This is a genomic window from Streptodolium elevatio (genome assembly GCF_053592165.1).
In genome coordinates this window covers 206,895-227,878 of sequence record NZ_JBSFVE010000007.1, presented here as the reverse complement: position 1 = coordinate 227,878, position 20,984 = coordinate 206,895, and the positions used below count along the sequence as shown (strand labels likewise).

Genomic DNA, 20,984 nt, shown 5'->3' with positions numbered 1-20,984 from the left:
CGTCAGCGGCAGACCGGGTCGGCGCGTATGGGCGTGACTCCCGTCGGGCCGCGGACGAGTGTCGCCACGACGACGCACCCGTCGCGGGTCATGGGCGGGGCGGCGAAGACGGCCGAGGTCTCCCCCGCGGACACCAAACGGTGTTCCAGGACGGCGCCTTCACGGCTCTGCGCGACGACCATGAAGCCCACCGCCTCGCCGGCTCGCTCGGGTGGCTGCCAGGTGACCTGGACCTTGTTCTCGAAGCCGCTGAGGGCCAGGGTCCGGGGCATGTACGCGGACGCCGGCCCGGGCGGTGCCGCGGCGGGCGGCGGTTGCGCGGCCGATTGCGGGGGGCCGTTCGGGCGCTTCGCGGTCTTCTCCCCGTCGCCGCCGAGCACGAGGGCGGCGGCCACCACGGCGGCGACGGCGGCGACGCCGCCGAGGATCCAGAGGAAGCGGCGGCCGCTCGACGAGTACACCGGCGGATCTTCGGCACCGTCGAAGGCCCACGCGAACGACCGCTCGGCCTCCGCGGGTGCCGGGCCGCCGCCCCTGCCGTCGTCGCCCGGGTCGGGGTGATCGGGGCGTTCGGGGCCGTCGCTTCGCGGGGTCCCGGCCCAGTAGGGCGGATTGCTCGGCGCAGCGGTGGACCGTCCGCCGTCCGACCACCACAGCGGGATCCGGAGGGACACCTCGGCCGGTACGGCGTCGAGGTTCGGCGGCGCTGCCGCATCGCCCGGCGGTGGCGGCTCGCCCGGTTGTCGCGGCTCGACCGGCAGTTGTGGCTCGACCGGCAGTTGCGGCTCGACCGGCGGTTGAGCCTCGACCGACGGGTCCGGTTCAGCCGGCGGGCCGACCTGGTGCGGCGATTCCGCCTCGGGCCCGACTGCCGCCGCGAGCGCCGAACCCAACTCGGGTGCCGACTCGGGTCCCCGATCGGGTCCCGGATCGAGCGCCGGATCGAGTCCCGGGTCCGGCGGCGGCACCAACCGTCCCGCGGACCGGCTCCCCGCCGGCCCGCGCTTCTCCAGCGACACGTCGACCCGTACGTGCCCCTCCGGCTCGTCCCACGGCGTCACGTCGGCGGTACCGCCCGCAACTGAGCCGCCAGTTCGGTGCGGTTGGCCACACCGACCTTGGCGTACACCCGCGACAGGTGCACCTTGACCGTCGCGCGCGCGATGACCAGGCGCTCCGCGATCGCGGGGTTGAGCAACCCGTCCGCGGCCAGCCGGGCGACGGCGGTCTCGGTCGCGGTGAGGCTCGCCCATCCGCGGTCGGCCCGGACGCGCTTGCCGCGCGTACGGCGGAGGTATCCCGCGACGTCGTCGAGCGTCATGCCGGCGCCTTGCGCGTACGCGGCCTCGCGCTCGGACGCGTCCAGCGCCGTGTCGATCGCCCCGCGCACCGCCGCGTAGGCGGCCTGGCGGTACGGCTCCCGCACGGCACCGCCCGAGGCGTCCGCGGCCGCGACGAGGCACGCGGCCTGCGCCGGACGTCCGCGGGCCACCGCGATCTCGCCGAGGAGTTCCAGCGCGGCGACGGCATGTGCCGGCATCCGCGCCGCGAGGCCGATGCCGAACGCCTCCCGGGCACGCATCTCCGCGCTGCCCGCGTCGCCCGCGGCCAGGTCCGCGTGTGCCGTGCCCAGCGTCGCGGTGGCCTCGGCCACCCGGTTTCCCAGGTCCCGAGCCAGGATCCGGATGCCCTCGGCGTGGCGCCGGGCGGCCGCGGTGTCCCCTTCGGCGAGTGCCGCGCGCATCAGGATCTCCAGGCCCCGCCAGGCCAGGGCCGCGCTGCCACCGCGCTCGCGCTCGTACAGTTGCATGCCGGTGGCACGGGCGGCGGCGTTGTCCCCCGCGGCGAGTTCGGCGCACCCTCGGGCGTGCAGGAGTACGCCGACGCCCCACGGCACCGGTTCGCTCTCGCAGCGGGCCAGTTCGGCGGCGACGAGGGCCGCCGCGCGTTCCGGGTCGCCTTCGTCGACCGCGGTGAGCGCGAGGATCTGGACCGCGCCGTTGTGGCAGAAAGTGCGTACGTCGCAGCCGCCTCGCCCCGGTGTGTCCCCGCCGGTCAGTTCGAGCACCCGCTCGGCCGACGCCCGTGCCCTGGCCGGGTCGTGCCGTGCCCTGGCCTCGTGGGCCTGGCACCACAGCGTGAGCGCTTCGATGTAGTCGAAGCCGAAGATGTAGGCGAGGCTGGCGCTTTCCTCGGCGGCCTCGCGCATGGCCGTGTAGTCCTCCTGCCACATCAGACTGAGCGTCAGGTTGACGAGCGCGTCCCCGAGGACGACCGGGTCGTACGATCGGCGGGCCAGGTCGACGGCCTCGCGCATCACCGTCTGCGCCTCACGGGCGCACGTGGCGGCCAAGCTGCTGCCGAGCCGGACCAGTGCGTGCGCCCGGGCCCGGGTGTCGCCGGTCAGGCTCGCGGAATCCACCGCGGCGACCGCGTAGGCGTGGGCGTCCGAGACGTTGCCGAGCCAGAAGAGCAGCGCCGATTGGTTCGCCAGCACGACGGCGCGCGCCGGATGCGGCGTGCCGGGCGCGGCCTCGAGGGCGCGGGCCGACGCCTCGGCCGCGATCGTGAGGCGGCCGGTGACGCGCCAGTAGAAGCCGAGCGCGGCGGCGAGGCGCAGCGCGTCCTCCGGGTGGTGTGCGCAGGCGTGTTCCAGGGCGGCGTGGAAGTTGGCGGAGGCGTCCTCGAGTTCCTCGCGCCCCTGGAAGTCCAGGACCCACTGTGCGGCGTCGGCGCGCTCGGCCAGCTCGACGTAGTAGCGCAGATGGCGGTCGGCGGACGGGACGCCCGCGACGGGGTGCACGGCCGGGTCGTGGGCGGAGTACACCTGCTCGCGCGCGTAGTCGCGGATCGGCAGCAGCATGCGGAACCGTTCGCCGAGGGGCGTCTCGCGGCGTACGACCAGCGACTTGGCGACGAGGGCGCGCAGGTGGCCCGGTACCGCCTCGGGGGGCAGGTCGTCGTCCGCGCAGACGGCGATCGCGGCCTCTTCCGACCACTGGCCCCGGAACTGCGACAGGCGCCGGAACAGCACCCGTTCGGGGATCGACAGCAGTGAGTAGCTCCAGTCGAGTGATGTGCTCATGGTGCGGTGCCGGGCGTCGCCGCCGCGGCGGGTGGCGGAGAGCATGTGCAGGTTGAGGCCGTCGGCGATCTCGTGGACGGTGAGCATGCGGGCGCGCGCGGCGGCCAGTTCGATCGCGAGCGGGATGCCGTCCACCGCGCGCACGATGCGGCGTACGTCACCGACCGCGGAGGGTGAGACGTCCAGCGTGCGGCGGACCAGGCGCGCGCGGTCGATGAACAGGCGGACCGCCTGGTTGTCGTGGCCGCCCGCACCCTCTGCCTCGGAGTCCACCGCGAGCGGTTCGACGTGCCGCACGGTCTCGCCCTCGGCCCGCAATGGTTCCCGGCCCGTGGCGATGATCCGCACGCCGGGGCAGTCGGTGAGCAGTGACTCGGCGACTCGGCGTGCCTCGGCGGTCAGGTGCTCGCAGTTGTCGAGGACCACGAGGACCTCTCGGTCGCCCAGGAGTTCGGTGAACGACCTGGGCGGCAGGCCGCGCGCCTCGGCGCCGCGCGTGGCCGCTCTCAGGACCGCGTCCTCCAGGCGGCCGTGCGAGCAGATCGGGGCGAGGTCGACCAGGACGACCTCCTGGCCGCGGTCGGCGCGCAGCCGGGCGACGCGCATCGCCAACCGCGTCTTGCCGATGCCGCCGGGGCCGACGAGGCTGACCAGTCGCGCTCCGTTCGCGAACACCCGGGCGATGTCAGCCAGTTCCCGTCGGCGTCCGACGAAGCTGGTGGCGGTGTCCCGGTGCCGTAGTACTCGGTCCCCGTTCACGTCGGCTCCGCCGGTGCCCGGTCGAATGTGCGCCGCTGTACCGCTGTGCGTGTCGAAGTGGCCACAAGAGTCCCCGCATCCCCGTTGCGTCGATTCCCCTTCGGAATCGTAACGCCAATCTTCCCCCGGGATTTCTGGAAAAAGGCGCCATCATTCCGTGGGTTTACCGGTCGGTTTGCCCGAGGCGAATATCGGCGCGTATTTACACGTCCGCCGGGTGTCCGGCGCACATCATGGATTCCACGCCGTACCAGGTGTGTTCGCGATGCGGCCGACGGGCCGGCGGGTTGGGGTGGGGAATGCAGGGGCGCGAGTCCGAGTACCGCATGCCGGAATGGCTGCTGGGCCGCGACGAGATGATCGAGGCGTGCGCGGCCCGGGACATCGGGGCGGTCTTCCGGCTCGCGAGGCGGCACACCGGTTGTTACAACAGCAGGCTCGCACGGCTGTGCGGGCTGACACCGAGCAGGGTGGGCGAGTACATCTCCGGGCGGTCGCACGCGCAACAGCAGCAGGTGATCGAGCGGGTCGCGGACGGCCTCGGAATTCCCGGGCACATGCTCGGCCTTGCGCCGCGTCCCTGGGAATCGGGTGACGTACCGGCGCTGCCCGCACCTCGTGTGCCCCGGATCGGCGGGGAGCCCACCGGTCCGCCGTGGCCCGGGAGCGGGGAGCACGAGGGCGCCTCGTCGGGCCACGACACGGCCCTGGCGGACGCGTTCGACGTCGGCTTCGCGGAGAACGCCGAGAAGGTCGTCGAACTCAGCACCGAAGTCGCCCTGGACATCGCGGTCGGCGGCCACGCCCGCGTCCTGTACCGGCACGTGCTGCTCAACCTCGGTGAACGGCCCATGGCCAGGTTCGCGCGGCAGGTGTGGTTCGAGCAGACCTCGGGGCGCATCTCGCTGGTTCCGGTACGGTCCCCCACCGCCGGAACCGCGCCCTCGCACGCGGTGACCATCCGGCGGGTCCACGAGACGGAGACCTTCCTGAAGTTCGCGTGCCTGATCACCCCGCCGCTCGCGCCCCGGGAGTCGTTGGTCTTGCAATACCTGTGCACCGGAGGGTTGTTCGTGAACGACCATTACTGGCGGCAGGACATCGTCCGGCCGACCAAGCAGCTCCAGTTGACCGTGCGTCAACTCGGGGTCGCCATACTGCGCGGTTGCGACGTGTTGGAGGAGCAGGCCGACGGCCGGGAGGCGCCGTCGTCCTCGGGTGTGGCCTGGACGCACCGCGAGGACGGCACGGTGCTGATCACCTGCTGCCGGGCCGACCTGCACGCTCCCCGTGCGCTCACCCTCCGCTGGGACGTGGCGGCCGCGGGGCGTCCGGCGGCCGAGGGGCCCGTGGCCGCGCCCGACGGGTTGCCGATCGGTACGCCGGCCGAGGCGTAGGGGGTGCCGAGTCGCCGGGACGCCTGCCACACCCGGGCAAGTCCTGGGTAACGGCCTCGGCCTCCCGGCATCGGCCCCGGCGCGCGAAAACTGGCTCGCGGCGGGGCCCGCGCATCCGGGCGGACGGCCTCCGCCGCCCGTGCGGGCCCGCCCTGTGCAAAGGACCGCCGCGATGCCCTCCGCCCGTCCGAACGACCGTGACTGGACCGCGACCAGCGACCGGGCGGTGATCGGCGTCAAGGGCGCGGGTCCGCGCTCGGAACGGGGGCAGCCCCCGACGGACGATCCGTGGCTCGGCCCGTGGGCGTACGCCGCCTGGGACTTCGCCCCGGCCGAACGCCGGCAGGCCGTCGTCCTCGGCTACCCGGTCCCGCACCTCGTGGTTTCCGGGGACCGCGTCGCCGTCGCCGGCGTGTGGACCCGGCGCCACACGCACGAACTCCGGGGAACCGGCAGCGTTCTGGCGGTCGAACTGCGGCCGGGCGCGCTCACCGCCCTGTTCGGCGACCGGGACGCCTCGGCGCTCGTCGACCGCGTGGTGCCGCTGGCGCACTGGACGGGCACCGGAGACGCCGCAGCCCTGCGCGACGCCCTGGCCGCATCGGCCGGGCCCGCGGACATGGTCGCCGTGCTCTCCGAACGGCTGGCGCGATGCCGCGGCCGCGAACGCGAGCCGGTGTGGGCCCGCGACGTCCTGGAGGCGGTGCTCGCCCCCGGCCGGAACCGGCAGGTGCGTGAGGCGGCGGACCGGCACGGCCTGTCGATCCGGTCGCTGCAACGCTTGTTCCACACGCACCTCGGCACCGGGCCGAAGTCGGCGATGCGCCGCTGCCGCATCCTGGGCGCGGCCGCGGCGCTGGTGCGCGCGCCGGATCCGTGGACGCGGGTCGCCTCCCAGTTCGGCTACTTCGACCAGCCGCACTTCATCAACGACTTCAGCCGCAGTCTGGGGGTCACCCCGGCCGCCTTCGCCGCCGAATGCCGGAGGGCCCGCACCTCGGGCGACACCGCCGTGCAGCGGCTTCAACCGCGCGGGCGCCCGTCGGCACCGCGTCCGGTGCCGTGACGCCCGCCTCAGGACCCCGCCCGTTTGCGGTCCGCCGCGGCGGCGCGGTGCACGGCGTACGTCCGCGCCAGCGCGCCGAAGCGCAGCCGCCCCAGCACGTCGGCGGCCCGGGCCCGGCGGCTCCCGGCCATGGCCGGGCCCAGGCCGCAGCGCACGGTCTCGGCGTGGCGGGCGCAGTCGTCGACCACGCGCGGGGAGGCGTCCTGGCCGCCGAAGGAGACCGCGTCCACGATGCCGGCGAGGGCCAGTGCCGCGGACCCGGCGGACTCCCCGAGGCGTTCGGCGGCGAAGCCGCCCACCTCGGTCGACGTCGCGCTGCGCGGCACCGGCGGCCCGACGCGGCCCAAGTCGTCCAGTACTTGGTCCCAGGCTCCGCGGACGCGCCAGCGCGGCGAGCCGCGGGCCCGCCGCCGACGTACCAGTGCCGGACCGGACAGACCGACCACGACATAGCCGCCGACGAGCAGCGCGGCGGCCGCCGCGGCGGCCAACACCGATGCTTCGCCGAGTCCTTCGTCGCCGCCGTGCGGAGCCGACGCGGCGGGCGGGTGCTGCTCGTCCTCGATGGCCCGATCCACCTCGTCCCGGCCGGGTGCCCGGTCGGCGGCCGGGGGCGGCGCGGCCGGGACGGGCGCGGGCGTCGGCACCTCCTCGGTGGGCGGGGCCACCGCCGAGGTCGTCGTGCCGACTCCGGGGGTCGGGAAGAAGGGCACCCAGCCGACGCCCTCGAACTGCACCTCGGCCCACATCAGTACATGGCCGCCGCGCACGGGTGTGGCCTCCCGGGTGTCGGCCTCGGGCACCCGGAAGCCGACCACGACGCGGCTGGGCAGCGCGAGCGTGCGGGCCAACAACACGAAGGCGGTGGCGAATTGCTCGGGCGTGCCCTGCTTGCTGGTCTCGAGGAAGTACTGCATGTGCCGGTACGAGTGCCCGGGGATGGCCTGCGGGTCCAGCACGGCACGGGCGCGCAGCCAGGCGGCGAGCAAGACGGCCTGCTGGTACGGGAATCCGGCGCCCTTGGTGGCTTCCTGTGCATAGCCGCGCAGTTCGTCGACCACGGGGATCGGGGCACCGGAGGCGTCCCGGTCCGGGAGGCGCAGCGCGGCGGCCGAGTCGCCTGCGGCGGCGTACTCCACGGCCCGCGGATCGTGCGCGACCGGTCGGCTGGTCACCTGATAGCGCATGCCGGGGTGCAGGGGTGTCGTGCCCGCCAGGACGCCGGTGTCCGGGTCCACCGCGACCGCTTCGTCGGCCGCGTCCACGCGCAGCGGTCGGTCCGCGGCCGGGAGGAAGACCCCGGTCAGGTCGCCGACCACGACGTCCTGGCGCAGGGTCGGGCCAAGGTTCGCGGCAGCCGAACTCGCGTGCGCTGCCGGGGGGATGCGACCGCCGGTGGGCTGGAAGGCGTCGCTCGGCAGCCACGAGACGCCGTCGAAGTCCTGCATGGCGGCGAGCCGGTAGAGGGTGCCGCCGGGGGTCGGTGGCGGTCCGGTGACGGTGAAGAGCAGCGTCTCGGGCTGCTGCAGCCACGAGGAGATGTAGGCGAGCGGGTTCGTGCCGCGCACGGTCAGCGGCTTCGGGGTGTCGACGTGCGTGCGGGGGTCGAACGCGTGGCGGCCCGCGCCGGGCAGCAGCGGCGCCACGACGGTGGCGGGGACCGCGAGGAGCACCGCGAGCAGGGCGGCCGCGACGGTCTGGCCGCGACGCCGTACCGGCCCGCGCAACGCCGGTACGACGACGGCGACCGCGCCGAACGCCGCGACCAGCGGCAGGGACGCGCCCGGGGCTCCGGTCGCCAGCAGGATCGCGCCGACGAACAGCAGCGTCGCGGGCAGTACGGGAAGCGCGGAATAGCCGGTACGCAGGGCGAGTTCGGCACCCACCGCGGCGGCGGCCCAGACCGCCGCGGGGGCCAGGACCGTCCCGCCGCTTCCCGCCGGCACCGGGGTGACGGTGGTCAGGGCCTCGGACGGCGCGTCGGCGAGGCGGTGGAACAACTCGGCCGCCGCCCCCGGGGTGGGCCAGATCCCGCCGGCGAGGTGGTCGCGGGCATATCCCGCGCATCCGGCGGCCACCGCGATGAGGACGCTCACGGCCGCCGCGACCGGCGCGGGTGCCCGCACCCCGCGGTGCAGCGCCGCCGCGAGGAGTACGGGGACGGTCGACGCCACCAGGGCGGGCACGAGGACTTCGGACAGCCCGTAGACGCGGTGGAACGCAAGGCCGACGGCGAACGCGAGCATTCCGATCGGAATCAGCGCGGCCACGCCTCCACGGGCATGGGTATCGGCCGACATGTCAGCCCCTTTCCTGGCGTGTCAGCTTCCCGGCGTGTCAGCGCGGGGGCCGCCATATGCCCGCCACGTCGGCCGGCGTCTCGACGGTGATGTGGCGTACCGGTTCACGGGCGGCCCCGCGGGCGGCGTCAAAGGCGGCTGCACGGACGGCACCTGACGCGGGGTCGGACGCCTTCGCCGTGGCGCCGGTCGGTGTCGGAGGCCCGTCGGCGCTGCCCTGGCGGGCGCCGACCCGGACGACCACGACGTGTTCGTAGTCGCGCGCCGCTGCCGCCAGGCGCCTTCCGGCGGTGGGGTCCGCGTGGCCGGTCACCAAGGCCAGCACCCCTTGCGCGGATTCGCGGCGCAGCTCGCCGATCGGGTCGGCCGCGCCCGCGTCGGATCCGTCGGATAGTCGTACGTCGGTCAGGAACGCCAGCAGTGCGGCGGCGTCGACGCCCCGGCCCGACGCACCGCCCAATCCCGCGCCGCCTGTTCCGGTACGCAGCCGCAGCGGGAAGTTGTGCACGGCGGCGGCGCTGCCCAGCGACGCCGCGACGTCGACGGCCAGTTCGAAGTCGGCGTCAGGACTGCGCCCTTGGTAGGAAGCGGCCCGGCAGTCGAGCAGCAGGGTGGTGACCGGCAGGCTCACGTCGGCCATTTGACGCACCATAAGCCGACCGGTGCGGGCGGTCGCCCGCCAGTGCACACGGCGCAGATCGTCGCCCTGCGTGTAGTCGCGCAGCGCGTGGAACGTCGTCGTGCCGGTGTCCGCCGTATCGGACGTCGGCCCTTCGAGGTGGTGTTCGCGCCCGGAGGGTGGTAGTTGGGTACGGGTGACGCGGGGCTGCACGAGGAGCGTCGCCGCCGCGCCGATGGGGATGGTGCGGTGGGCCAGGCCGAACAGGTCGCGGCGGACCAGGTGCAGCGGGCCGACGGGGATGCGGCCGCGGCGGGCGGTGGGCAGGACGTACCGTGCGGTCACGGTCGCGCCCGGGGCCAGCACGGGGAGGCGTACCGAGACGGCGGCGCCGTCGCAGTGGTCCTCGACGATCAGGCCGCGGCAGGGGCGGCGGCCCTCGTTGGTCACACCGACCACACCCCCGGCGGGGTCGCCACGGGCGACCCGGGCGGGGTTGAGCCTGCGCTCGGCGGTGAGCCGGGGAGCGGACGACGCGTCCGCGAGCGCGACGCCGACGAGCACGAGGCCGGTCAGCCCGAGCGCCGCCGGTTCCGGGTGACCGGCCGCCCAGCCGCCGCCGAACAGCAGTACCGAGACGGCGAGGACGGACCAGCCCGCGGGTGTCGGGCGCGGCGCGGCGGTGCGGGTCATTCGCACTGCCACAGTTCGGGCGAGAACGTGCCCTGGTCGGAGTTCGGCGTGCGGATGTAGAGGTCTGTGGTCCAGCCCTGGTAGCCGTTCCAGGTCACCTTGTCCCAGACGCTGCTGCGCACGTTGGTGCCGTCGCGCGGGACGGATTCCCCGGTGGTCTGGCAGTGCACGGTGATGGGGCCCGTGTAGCCGGAGGGGATCTGGGCGACGGACCGGGTGCCCGCGACTCCGGGGCCGCTGCGGATGCCGACGGTGACCCCGTCGTTGGCGTTGGGTCCGACGTTGTAGACGCGGCTCGGGGGCCGCAGGTCGGCGACCGCGGTCGCGGCCGGGCCGGTGCCGACCTCGTTCGATGCGGTCACCGTGATGTTGTACGACGTGCCGTTCGCAAGTCCGTTGGCCGTGGCGGACGTTCCGGTCGCGGTGGTGCCGCCCGGCGTGCCGCCGGATGCCGCCGACCACGCGACCTTGTAGGTGACCTTGGATCCGCCCGCGTTGGCCGGCGCCTTCCAGCTGACCGTGAACCCGTGGCCGTTGCGGGGCACTTCGGCCTTGACCGAGGTGGGCGCGGAGACCAGGACGCACGGCCGGACCGGCGTCGAGGCGGCCGACGCGAGCTTGGTGGCGCCGAATTCGGCGACGACCTTGAAGCCGTACTCGCGTGCGCAGCCGAGTCCGGTGATGACGAACTGGAAGGGACCGGACGGCCCGACGGATGCGGGGGTCGCCTTGGCGCCCGCCGGGAGGTCGGCGACCGAATAGCGGTCGGGACGGGCGCCGGGGGAAGCGGCGAACACGAGCGTGATGCGGCCGGGCCCGGACTCCGCCTTGGGCGTACCGGGCGCCTGCGGCCGGGGTGCCGGAGGCGTGGACGGCGGGTTGGACGTCGCAGGTGTCGAGGGCGCGGGCGTCGAGGCCGGGGGCGTCGTCGCGGGCGGCCGCGTGGTGCCCGGCGCGGGCGGCGCGGAGGTGCGCGTCGGCGGCGCGGTCCGCGTCGGCGGGGCCGGTGCGCGGGTCGTCGGGGGGACCACGGGCCGCGTCGTCGGGGCGGGCGGCGGTGCCGGGGGCCGGACCGGCGGCGGCTGCACGGGGGGCGGCTGGACCGGCGGCGCGGGGGCGTTCGTGGGCGGCGGGACGACCGGGGTCTCGGTGACCCATTTGGTGACGGTCACCGCGGGGGCGGGCGGAGTCGGACGCGGCGAAGGCGGTTCGGGGTCGCCGGGCGGTCCGGGCCGGTTCGACCCGCCGGGTGTCGGCGGCGTGCTCGCCGAGGTGGGGCCGGGCGAGCCGGAGGCGGCGTCCGACGAACCGGGTTCGGGGCGGTCCGAGGTCGTGGACGAAGGGCGGGGCGCGGTCGGGTTCGTGGTCGGCGACGGGGTCTTCTCTGCGTCGGAGGGCGCACCCGGCTTGTACTTGTCGACGGGATGCACGGTGCCCCGCGCGTCCACGACCACTGCGGAGGCCTGCGTCTGGTCGTTGGCCCACAGCAGGCCGTCGCGTACGTCGATCTCCAGCGGGCCGGCGCTTCCGGTGACGCGCACGGCGGGAGCGAAGGCGGCCGCGGCCGTGTCGTAGACGATGAGTTGACCGGCCGCGCGATCCGGTACGTACACGCGGTTGCCCAGGACCTCGGGCGCCCCGTAGTCGCTCTGCCCGGCAGTCGTCAGCGGGGCCGCCTGGACCGCGCCGTCGTCGATGTTCAGCAGCACCAACTGCCCCGACGAGGTCGCCAGGATGGGCAGCAGGGGTCCTTCGGTGCGCTCCGGGATCCGCACCGATTCGGGGGCGGCCTTGGCCACCGCGTCGGGCAGGTTGATGGTGCGCACCGGCCCCTGCGGACCCATCACCTTGACCACACCCGCAGTTGCGTCCGTCACGACGGGCCGGTTGTCGGAGATGGTGAGCCGCAAGGTGTGCCCGGGCTCGGCGATCGGCAGCGGCGCGGTCGGCACGGTCCCCTGGATCCGGACGAGTTGGCCGGTCGCGGGAAGCGTCACCCAGAGATTGCCCGACGCGTCCGCACCGGACGGACCGAGCGGGCGCGACCCCAGGTCGATGGCGCCCGACAAGGGCGCGAGCGACACCGGGTCGATCGGCTGGACCGTTCCGGCGCGCGGGTCCACCAGCCACGCCCGGCCGCCGCCGACCGCCAGGGCCAGGCCGTCCGTTCCGTACGAGCGGGTCTGCGGCACCGCGAGCTGCGCCGGATCGATGCGGCTGACGGTGCCCGTCGCCTGGTCCAGGACGAGGACGACGGAGCCGTCCGTCCCGACCTCGATGGGCCCCTCGCCCGCCCCGGGCAGTTCGACGCGCCCGTCGACCTGTCCGGTGGTCCCGTTCACGTGGACCACGGTGTTCGCCCGCGAACTGGACAGCCAGTTGCCGAGGTCGGCCAGCGAGACCTTCGCCCCGGCCGCACCGCTCCCCAGCACCACGGACGTCGCCACCAGCGCGAGGACGACGACGAGCGCACCCCAGCCCGCCCATCGGCGCGGCAGACGGGGCATGAAGCGGCCGGCGGGGGACTGCACGGACTGGGGAATCATCGGTGTACTCCGGATCTCCGGCGCCCGCGGGGACGTTCGCCGCGTCTTACTGTGCGCACCGGACCCATGGCAAGGCATGCAAAAACGCGTCGAATGCGCCCGCAGGCACCGACTTTGGGCGGCCGATGGAAATACGCGTCATATTCCGGGGAAGTGAACGTGCGGCGTTCTGCGAGCGGGTTCACGGGCCTAACCTGAATGCGCGTCAATGCCGTTGCCGCGAATGCGCGCACAACGCCGCGGCCAGGAAGGAACGCGATGAACTCCGGCAGGCTGCCGAACCCGTGGCTGCCGCGCCCGGACCCGGTCGGCGAACCGGTCCCGCCCGCGGACAGCGGCGCCGGGACGCGCTTCGCGCCGGTGCGGCCGCAGGCGGGGCTTGCCGCCGAACCGGCGTCGGACGGCCCCGCCTTCCGGTCGGTGCCGGCCGACGCCCCCAACCCGCCCTGGTGGTGGGTGGGTTGCCATGGCGGCGCGGGTGTGTCGACGCTCGCCGCGGCGGTGCCGGGCGGGCGGGACGCCGAGCGCGCCTGGCCGTTGCCGCCCGCCCGGCGTACGAGCAGGGTCGTCCTGGTCGCCCGCACAAATTCCGACGGTCTGCACGCCGCGCAGGACGCCGCCCGGCAGTGGGCGGCCGGTCGGGTGCCGGGCGTCTCGGTGCTGGGGCTGGTGGCCGTGGCGGATGTGCCCGGGCGCCTTCCCCGGTCGCTCGCGGCGCTTCTGCACCTGGTCGGCGGGGGCGTGCCGCGGCTGTGGGTGGTCCCGTGGATCGAGGCCCTGCGCCTGGGCCGTCCACCGACGGGGACGATGCCGAAGGGGCTGCGCATTCTGGCGGACGAACTCGGCCCGCTGAGAGTGGAGTTGTCGGCGGGTGACTGACAGCGCCTCGGGCGGGGCACCCCCCGGGGCGGGCACCGCGCACACGAGTACGGCCGGGACCCGCCCCCAGCCTGTGGGGCGGTTCCCGGCCGTGGCGCGGCGAATGTTGCTCATCCGCCGTGGTCGGCGATCCGCGTCAAGCGGCGCGTTTTGGACCGTGCTCCGCGCTCGGCGGGCACTCCGGTAGCGGCGCCGCGGCGCGGGCGAACGTGTAGGGGGTCACCCCCAGGGTGTCGGCGAAGTCGCGGGCGAAATGCGAGTCGTCGAAGTATCCGAACTCGGCGGCCAGTTCGCTCCACTTGTCGGGCGCGTTGCGCTCCAGCCGGGCGGCGGCGTGGTGAATGCGGGAGCGCCGCAGCAACCACTTGGGGTTGACGCCGAGTTGGTGCAGGAACAGGCGCTGCACCGTGCGGATCGACAGGTGGAACTCGTCGGTGAGGTGGGTGACGCGGTTGATCGTGCCGTCGTTGCGGATGCGGTCGATCATCGCGCCGATGCGGTCGCGGTCGCGGCTGTCGGCGCACACCCGGTGGCCGCGCAGGTTCCGCTCGAAGGCGGCCTTGAAGGCCGGCAGGCCGTCGCGTACGGCCGCCCGCAGGTCGGTGTCGAGTCGGTGCGCGCGCAGGCCCCAATCGGTCTGGGCGAGCAGGCGGACGCTGTCGGTGTGCTCGGCGGCGTCGCCGCCGATGAGCCCGACGGCGGCGCCCGGCCGCAGCGCGGCACCGTAGAAGGCGCCGCTCCCCGCGACCGGCGTCGTGTGGCGGTTGCGCAGGATGCCGTGGAAGATCAGGCGGTTGCCGTGCAGGACGACGTTGGGCTCCGGGAAGCGCAGGGACACCACGGTGGCGTTCAGCGCACCTGGGCGCACGGCCCAACGGGTCACCCAGAATCTGTCCACGACGTGGGCGAATTGCGGACTGGGGCGAAGAGACTCGGCGGTGACGTCGACGCCCGACGCCCCGATGACTCCGAGGGCGGGGTCCGTCCACCATTGCGTATCGGACGGGAATGAGCGGCGCATGGGAGTCTCCCAATTGCTGGACAATTGCTGGAGAGTCGGTCGACCGGACGGACCGGCACCAGGGGGGCGGTGCGTCCTGTCGGTCGATGGGGGGTGCGTTGTCCACTCTGCGCCGGACGCGCCGCGGAAACCTGACCCAGGTGGCGTATTCCTACGGCCGGTGCTCGGCCGCGTTCCTACGGCCGGTGCTCGGACAGACCGAGGGCGGCGAGTTCAGTACGGTTGCCGACCCCGAGCTTGGCGAAGACGTGTGCAAGGTGGCTCTTGACCGTGCCGCGCGCGATGAACAGTTCGGTTGCGATGTCCGCGTTCGAGAAGCCGCGCGCGGCCAGCCGGGCGACGTTGAGCTGCATGGGGGTGAGGCTTTCCGGCCCGATCACGGGTCTGCCTCGGCTGCCCCGGCCGCGGGCGGCGAACTCGGCGAGTTGCCGGAGGGTGACCGACCCCGGCTCGACGGCATGCATCCGCGGATCCGGGACACCTGCCCACGATTCCGCGAACTCGACGTCCCACCAAGTCTTTTCCTCAGGGAAGCGGACCAGGGACCGTTCCACGCGGGCGGCGCGCACGCCGGAGAAGAGCCGTACCGCGCGGTCGTGGCGGCCGCGGCGGGCCGCGAGGACGGCGAGCGTTTCGAGGACGTCGACGGTGTCCACCCACCAGTCGTTGTCCACCCCCGCGGCAAGGGCCGCGTGGGCGTACGACTCGGCGTCGGCCAGGTCACCGCGCAGCAGTGCGGCGCGGGCAAGTCCGCGGTCGGCGACGGCCTGCGCGCGGCGGTTGCCGAGGCGTTCGGCGACGCACGACAGGTGGCCGGCCTGCTCGACCGCGGCCGCGGCGTCTCCCTCCGCCAGGGCGGCCAGCATGCGCAGTTCCTGCGCGTGCCAGGCGAGGTACCCCGCCCCGTCCCGCTCACGCCGGAACACGGCGGCGGCGATGTCGTGTGTGGTGGCCGGGTTGCCCAGTGCCAGTTCGGCGGCGGCGAGGGCGAGTTGCAGGACGCCGTTGCCCCACCGCACGACGTTGCCCTGGGAGCGCGCGAGTTCGGCGAGCACCGCGCGCCTGGCCTCGTGCGGGTCCCCGGCCATGACCTCGACCAGAGCGCGGGCCTCGACCGCGGCGTTGCCGAGCAGGAGGTCGGAGCCTGCCGCCAAGGCCGCCGCCTGGTCGGCGAGTTCACGGGCGGCGGGCAGGTCGCCGGCCAGCCTGGCCTGATGGGAGCGTCCCCAGATGGCCCAGAAGCGCCCCGCGTCGAAGCCGCTTCGGCGGAAGGCCGGTTCGCCGCGGTCGGCGATCTCGGCCATGCGCGGGTAGTCGTCCTGCCACACGTAGCTGGTCGACAGTGAGCTGTACGCGTCGGCCAGCGCGACCACGTCACCCGCGTCCCGGGCGACGGCGACCGCGCGTTCGAGCAGCGGCTGCCCGGCGGAGGGCCGCATCATCATGGTCGCCGTGCCGACCCGGTTGAGTGCGTGGGCGTGCGCCCGTTCGTCGCCGACGCGCTCGGCCATGGCGATCGCCGACGTCGCGTCGTCCATGGAGCTGTCCAGGTCGCCGATCCAGAAGACCAGCATCGCGCGCATGGCGAGGACCCGGGCGCGGGCCCAGTGGTCGGCGTCCGGGGTGGTGTCCAGCACCCGGCCGAGGACCCGGACGCCTTCCGCGTACCGCCCCTTGACGCGCCAGTACGAGCCGAGTGCGGCCCCGATCCGCAGCGCGTCCTGGTGGCCCGCGTGCGCGGCGTGCTCCAGCGCGGCCCGCAGGTTCGGGGCCTCCTGGTCCAGGCGCGCCCGCCCGTCCGGGTCGAAGGCCCACATCTCGTCGTCGGCGCGTTCGGCGACCGCGAGGAACCATGCGCGGTGCCGGGCGGCCGCCCCGTCCGGGCCGTACACCTGCTGGTGTGCCGCGTGGTGCTCGGCGGCGTACTGGCGGATGGGGGTCAGCATGCGGTACCGCGTCTCGCGGGCGTGTTGGGCGACGTCGACCAGCGACTTGTCGATGAGCGCCATGAGGTGTTCGCGCAGGGCCTCGGGCGGCATCCTCCCGTCCACGCACACGTACTCGGCCGCGGCCAGCGTCCAGCCGCCCTCGAACACCGACAGCCGCCGGAACAGCGCGGCCTCCTCGGGGGTCAGCAGCGCGTGGCTCCAGTCCAGCGAACGCCGCATGGTGCTGTGCCGGGCGTCACCGCCGACCGGCAGCGGCGTGCCCACGGCCCCGGGGACCGGGGCGCCCACGCCGGAGACGGGTGCGGGCACGCTGCGCTCCAGGTCGGCGGCGATGCGGCACGGCGACGTGACGCGGCCGCGGGCGGCGGCGAGTTCGATCGCCAACGGGATGCCGTCGAGTTCGTGGACGATGTGTTCGACGGCCGCGCGGGCGGCGTCGGCGCAGGCGTCCGGGCCGCCGGCGTCGCCGGCCCGGTCCAGGAACAGGCGCGCGGCGTCGGACGGGGGTACGTCGTCCGGTGCACTCCCGGTCGGTTCGTCCAGCCGCGTCGGCAGCGGCGGAACCTGCCACACCGCCTCCCCCGGCAGGCCCAGCGGTTCCCGGCTGGTGGCCAGCACCCGCAGCTCGGGGCAGCCCTCCAGCAGCGATTCGACGACGTGCCCGGCCGCCTCGGTCAGGTGCTCGCAGTTGTCGAGGATCAACAGGCCCGGCTGGTCCCCGACATGGTCGATGACGGCGTTGATCGGCGGACGCCCGCCGTGCGCGCCGATCGCCGCGGCGTCGAGCACGGCGGCGGGGACGAGGTGCGGCTCGGTGACGTTGGCGAGGGGCGCGAAGACCGGGCCGAACACCGGCGCGGCCGGAGCGGCGGCGGCGCGCGGGGTGGGCACCGGACGGGTCCAGGGCACCTCCGGCGTCTGCCAGCGGGCGGCCGCGCGTACCGCGAGGCGCGTCTTCCCGATGCCACCGGGGCCCACCAGCGTCACCAGGCGGCGCGGCCCGCGCAGGGCCGCGCCGAGCGCGGAGAGCTCGGCCTCGCGTCCGATGAACGCGGTGGTCGGCTCCGGAAGCCCGGTGACGCCGAGCACCGTCGTGTTGTCCGCCATAGGTTCGTCCCACCACCCAAGGGCACGACGGCGGCCGGCAGTCCGGCGCAGCCCTGTACCCATGCTCGAACCGCACACCTGCCGGCCCGGCTCGGGGCCCGGCGCGATGTGCGACACCGGTCGGCCTTGGAGGACGACGGCACCCGCCGGGCGGTTCGGGACATCGCGGATGTCGAGGGACTTCCCGCAGTTCAGGGGCACTTCGGCAACCTGGCGCGGTTACTTGGAGCTCTGTATGGGGACGTGTCCCGAAGGCTCGGAGGCGGTGGCAAAGCGCCGTGTTTTTCCGCGACTTCGCCGGCGAGCGGAGCGACGATCACAGGGTGAGCCTCTCGTCGTCGTCCGCTCCCGTTCCGGCCCCGGTCCCGCCGGCCGGCCCCGCGTCCGAGCCCTTTCCCGACGGATCCCCCGGCGCCTCGGCGCTCCCGTTGTTCCGCGAGTGCTTCCAGGCCCTGGGCGACAACATCGAGCGTGTCGTGAAGGGCAAGCGCGAGGTCGTCGACCTGGCCCTCACCGCGTTGTTCGCCGAAGGGCACCTGCTGCTGGAGGACGTGCCGGGAACCGGGAAGACGACGCTGGCCCGGGCGCTGGCCGCGTCGCTCGGAGCGGACTGCCGCCGCATCCAGTTCACGCCCGACCTGCTGCCCTCGGACATCACCGGGGTCTCGGTGTTCCGGCCGCAGTCCGGCGACTTCGTGTTCATGCCCGGACCGGTCCTGACCAACATCGTCATCGCCGACGAGATCAACCGCGCGTCGCCGAAGACGCAGTCCGCGCTGCTGGAGGTGATGGAGGAGGGCCGGGTCACGGTCGACGGGACGGCGCACGCCGTACCGCGGCCGTTCATCGTGGTGGCGACGCAGAACCCGGTCGACATGGCCGGCACCTATCCGCTCCCCGAGGCGCAGCTCGACCGCTTCCTGATGCGCCTTTCGCTCGGGTATCCGGACCATGTGTCGGAAGTGGACGTGGCGTGCGGGGACTCCGGGTCGGCGGCGGTCGACCGCCTGCCGGTGATCGCCACCGCGCACCACGTCGCCGAGTTCACCGACTTCGTCCGTTCGACGGTCGCGGTCGCCCGGCCGGTGGGCGACTACGCGGTACGCCTCGCCGCCGCCACCCGGGTGTCCCCGCACGTCCGGCTCGGGGCGGGGCCCCGGGGCAGCGTCGCGCTGGTCCGGGCGGCGCGCGTGCGGGCGGCCGCCGCGGGGCGGGCGTACGCGGTGCCCGACGACGTCAAGGCCCTGGCCGGCCCGGTCCTGACCCACCGGCTCCTGCTCACCCCGGACGCCGAACTCGCCGGCGCCGGCGCGGCGGACGTCGTGGCCGAAGCCCTGGCGACGGTGCCCGCCCCGCGGCCGCTCCACGACGCGTCGGAGGGCGACGGATCGCGTCGTACCGCCGCCAAGCGCTGACGCCGGGCCGCGGCTGCCGCCCGGCCGCGCTGACGGCCGAGGGCCGCCGCGGTCACCCGGCGGCGGCTCCGGGCAGGGGCAGGACGTCGAAGTCGTGCATGCAGACGGGCGCCGTCAGGGCGTTCAGAATGCCGGCGGCGGCATCGTCCACGCTCATCCAACCGGGCCCGTTGTCGTAGAGGTAGCCGCGGTTCTCCCAGACGCCGGCCAGCTCGCCCAGCAAGTCCCGGTCCCATTCGGCGTGTACGCCGGTGCCCAGCACGGGCCCGACCCCGGCGGAGGCGAAGCACACACCGGCGTGCTCGGCCCGCCACGCGCGCACCGTCTCCTCCAGCGCGGCCTTGCTGGCGTCGTACGGCCCCATGCCCGGCAGCGGACGCCCGACCGCGGACGCCGAGAGGAACACCGCGCGACCCCGCGACTCCTCCAGGTGGGGCAGCACGGCCCGGCAGACGAGCGAGGCGCCGACGACGTTCGTGGCGAGGACGCGTCCCCACAGGTCCGCGTCGGCGTCGGCCATCCGTACCAGCGGATCGACGCCGGTCGCGTAGACCAGGGCGTCGAGTCCGCCGAGTTCGTCGCCGATGCGGGCGGCGAGTGCGTCGATCGACATCTGGTCGAGGACGTCGCAGGTGACCGGTATCGCGTCGGGGCCGGCCTCGTCGGCGGCCTCGGCCAGCAACTCGGCGCGGCGGGCGGCCAGGACGACCCGGGCGCCGGCCTGGGCGGCGTGCCGGGCGAGGGCCCGTCCGATGCCGGACGACGCGCCGACGACCAGGACCCGGCGGTCGTGCAGCGGTGCCTTGCCGTCCGTCGCGCGGTCGGCTGCCTCGAAATGCTCCATGACGTTCTTCCTCCGTGTGCTCTTTCCGGCCGCCCGCCCGGGTTCGGGCGCGGCGGCCGGGTTGCCCGACTACTCCTGCGCGTCGAGCAGTTGGGCCAGGCAGGCGGACGCCGGGTTGTCCCGCCAGATGGTGCGTCCGGGCGGCATGAGGCCGCGGTCCTCGGCGCGGTTCATCGCGCGTATGACGATGACCGTGTAGCGCATTGCGGCCAGCACCTCCCAGACGTGGGTCTCGGCGACGACGCGGCCGGAGTGGGCGGCGTAGGCGGCGCGTTGCTCCTCGCGGGTGGGCTCGCCGGGCAGCCGGGGGACGCCGATCGCCTCGTGCGACGCACGGTCGAACATGAGCCACCAGCCGAGGTCCAGCTCGGGCGCGGCGATGGCGGCGGCCTCGAAGTCGGTGACGCAGACGCACCGGAAGTCGCGCCAGATCATGTTGCCGGGGCGGGCGTCGCCCCACGAGAAGGCGTCCGGCGCGCAGGCGGCGGACGCGGCCGGGAGCCGTTCGCGCAGCCAGGCACGGGCCTGGTCGAGCACCGGATGCTCGCGGCCGCGCAGTTCCTTGTCCGCGCAGTCCTCCCAGATCCGGAACTGCGTCACCGGGGAAGGTGTCTCGGCTTCGGGCACCAGCCATTCGAGTCCGGCCGCGCGCCAGTCGAGGGTGTGGAGTGCGGCGAGCACGCGCAGCCCGTCGTCGATCATCGCGGTGCGCTGCCCGGGGGCGGCGTCCCGGAAGAAGCCCTCGACCGGGTACGGCGGGTTCTCGACGGGGACCTGTCCGGCGACGAACTCCATGAGGAAGAACGGCGCGCCGAGCGGCCTCGGGTCGGGGTTGTAGCCCAGCAGTCCGGCGAGGGGGATGTCGGCGCCGCTGCCGTGCAGGGCCGACATCACCCGGTACTGGAAGTCGATCTCGACGTCGAACCCGGGGACTTGCTGCGGGTACATCGCCGGGCCGGTGCTCTCCCGGCGCAGCACGAGGGGGTGCGCGGTGCGCGCGCCGGCCTCGGTCCAGGTCGCGGTGCAGAAGACCGTGTCGGCGGAGAACCCGCTCCCGCTGGGCCGTCGTACGTCGGAGACCACGACGTCGCCGGCGTTCGGCCGCACGGCGGTGAACCAGTCGGCCAGGGCATCGGCAAGGACCGAGTCGTCGGACACCGTCAAGATTGACTCCAGGGGATGCGCCGGGTGGGCAAGCGGCCCTGGCAGGGCCGATGCAGGGCACATCGTGATCCCGTTAGTGGATGAAGTCAAGCATGTTGTGCCCGCCCCGCCCCCCGGAAAAGGCCCGGCGCCGGCCCGTG

General features: G+C 74.5%; 13 protein-coding genes. 4 read left to right on the top strand and 9 right to left on the bottom strand.

The features are described from left to right. Positions 1 to 2: 2 nt before the first annotated feature. Together ACWD12_RS15985 and ACWD12_RS15980 are read right to left on the bottom strand one after the other, a co-directional pair. Positions 3 to 1,061: a hypothetical protein gene (locus ACWD12_RS15985; RefSeq protein ID WP_450100025.1), complete on the bottom strand. Its 1,059-nt coding sequence runs from the start codon at positions 1,059 to 1,061 to the stop codon at positions 3 to 5. After that, positions 1,058 to 3,844, bottom strand: a complete 2,787-nt coding sequence (locus ACWD12_RS15980; protein WP_450100024.1) for a helix-turn-helix transcriptional regulator — start codon at positions 3,842 to 3,844, stop codon at positions 1,058 to 1,060. The genes ACWD12_RS15985 and ACWD12_RS15980 overlap by 4 nt, the downstream gene beginning before the upstream one ends. A 299-nt stretch (positions 3,845 to 4,143) precedes the next feature. Here ACWD12_RS15980 and ACWD12_RS15975 point away from each other — a divergent pair, with 299 nt between their 5' ends. Together ACWD12_RS15975 and ACWD12_RS15970 are read left to right on the top strand one after the other, a co-directional pair. Next, positions 4,144 to 5,241, top strand: coding sequence for a hypothetical protein (locus ACWD12_RS15975; RefSeq protein WP_450100023.1), 1,098 nt, complete (start codon positions 4,144 to 4,146; stop codon positions 5,239 to 5,241). Between the two features lie 172 nt (positions 5,242 to 5,413). Beyond that, positions 5,414 to 6,307: a helix-turn-helix domain-containing protein gene (locus tag ACWD12_RS15970; RefSeq protein WP_450100022.1), complete on the top strand. Its 894-nt coding sequence runs from the start codon at positions 5,414 to 5,416 to the stop codon at positions 6,305 to 6,307. Between the two features lie 8 nt (positions 6,308 to 6,315). Here the strand turns inward: ACWD12_RS15970 and ACWD12_RS15965 are convergent, their stop codons facing one another. The 3 genes from ACWD12_RS15965 to ACWD12_RS15955 are packed head-to-tail and all read right to left on the bottom strand — an operon-like array spanning position 6,316 to position 12,465. Continuing rightward, a complete protein-coding gene (locus ACWD12_RS15965; RefSeq protein ID WP_450100021.1) occupies positions 6,316 to 8,607 on the bottom strand; it encodes a transglutaminaseTgpA domain-containing protein in 2,292 nt (763 codons plus the stop codon). Between the two features lie 37 nt (positions 8,608 to 8,644). Beyond that, the gene (locus ACWD12_RS15960) at positions 8,645 to 9,919 is read right to left on the bottom strand and encodes a DUF58 domain-containing protein (protein ID WP_450100020.1); all 1,275 of its coding nucleotides are present in this window, start codon (positions 9,917 to 9,919) and stop codon (positions 8,645 to 8,647) included. After that, complete coding sequence (locus tag ACWD12_RS15955; RefSeq protein ID WP_450100019.1) at positions 9,916 to 12,465, bottom strand: fibronectin type III domain-containing protein; 2,550 nt, start codon at positions 12,463 to 12,465, stop codon at positions 9,916 to 9,918. The genes ACWD12_RS15960 and ACWD12_RS15955 overlap by 4 nt, the downstream gene beginning before the upstream one ends. A 258-nt stretch (positions 12,466 to 12,723) precedes the next feature. Here ACWD12_RS15955 and ACWD12_RS15950 point away from each other — a divergent pair, with 258 nt between their 5' ends. After that, a complete protein-coding gene (locus ACWD12_RS15950; protein ID WP_450100018.1) occupies positions 12,724 to 13,344 on the top strand; it encodes a DUF6668 family protein in 621 nt (206 codons plus the stop codon). A gap of 136 nt (positions 13,345 to 13,480) precedes the next feature. Here ACWD12_RS15950 and ACWD12_RS15945 read toward each other — a convergent pair whose 3' ends face one another. Next, positions 13,481 to 14,365: a helix-turn-helix domain-containing protein gene (locus tag ACWD12_RS15945; RefSeq protein WP_450100017.1), complete on the bottom strand. Its 885-nt coding sequence runs from the start codon at positions 14,363 to 14,365 to the stop codon at positions 13,481 to 13,483. Positions 14,366 to 14,541: 176 nt separating this feature from the next. Further along, on the bottom strand, positions 14,542 to 17,421 hold the full coding sequence (locus ACWD12_RS15940) for a helix-turn-helix transcriptional regulator (protein WP_450100016.1): 2,880 nt from the start codon (positions 17,419 to 17,421) through the stop codon (positions 14,542 to 14,544). Between the two features lie 323 nt (positions 17,422 to 17,744). Here ACWD12_RS15940 and ACWD12_RS15935 point away from each other — a divergent pair, with 323 nt between their 5' ends. Beyond that, positions 17,745 to 18,836 carry an AAA family ATPase gene (locus tag ACWD12_RS15935; protein ID WP_450100015.1) on the top strand — a complete coding sequence of 364 codons (1,092 nt, stop codon included), beginning with the start codon at positions 17,745 to 17,747 and terminating at the stop codon, positions 18,834 to 18,836. A 52-nt stretch (positions 18,837 to 18,888) separates the two neighbouring features. Here ACWD12_RS15935 and ACWD12_RS15930 read toward each other — a convergent pair whose 3' ends face one another. Then, entirely contained in the window at positions 18,889 to 19,680 is a 792-nt protein-coding gene (locus tag ACWD12_RS15930; RefSeq protein WP_450100014.1) for an SDR family oxidoreductase, read from the bottom strand. Positions 19,681 to 19,749: 69 nt separating this feature from the next. After that, positions 19,750 to 20,844 (bottom strand): phosphotransferase family protein, encoded by a 1,095-nt coding sequence (locus ACWD12_RS15925; RefSeq protein ID WP_450100013.1) that lies wholly within the window; start codon positions 20,842 to 20,844, stop codon positions 19,750 to 19,752. Between the last annotated feature and the right edge of the window lie 140 nt (positions 20,845 to 20,984).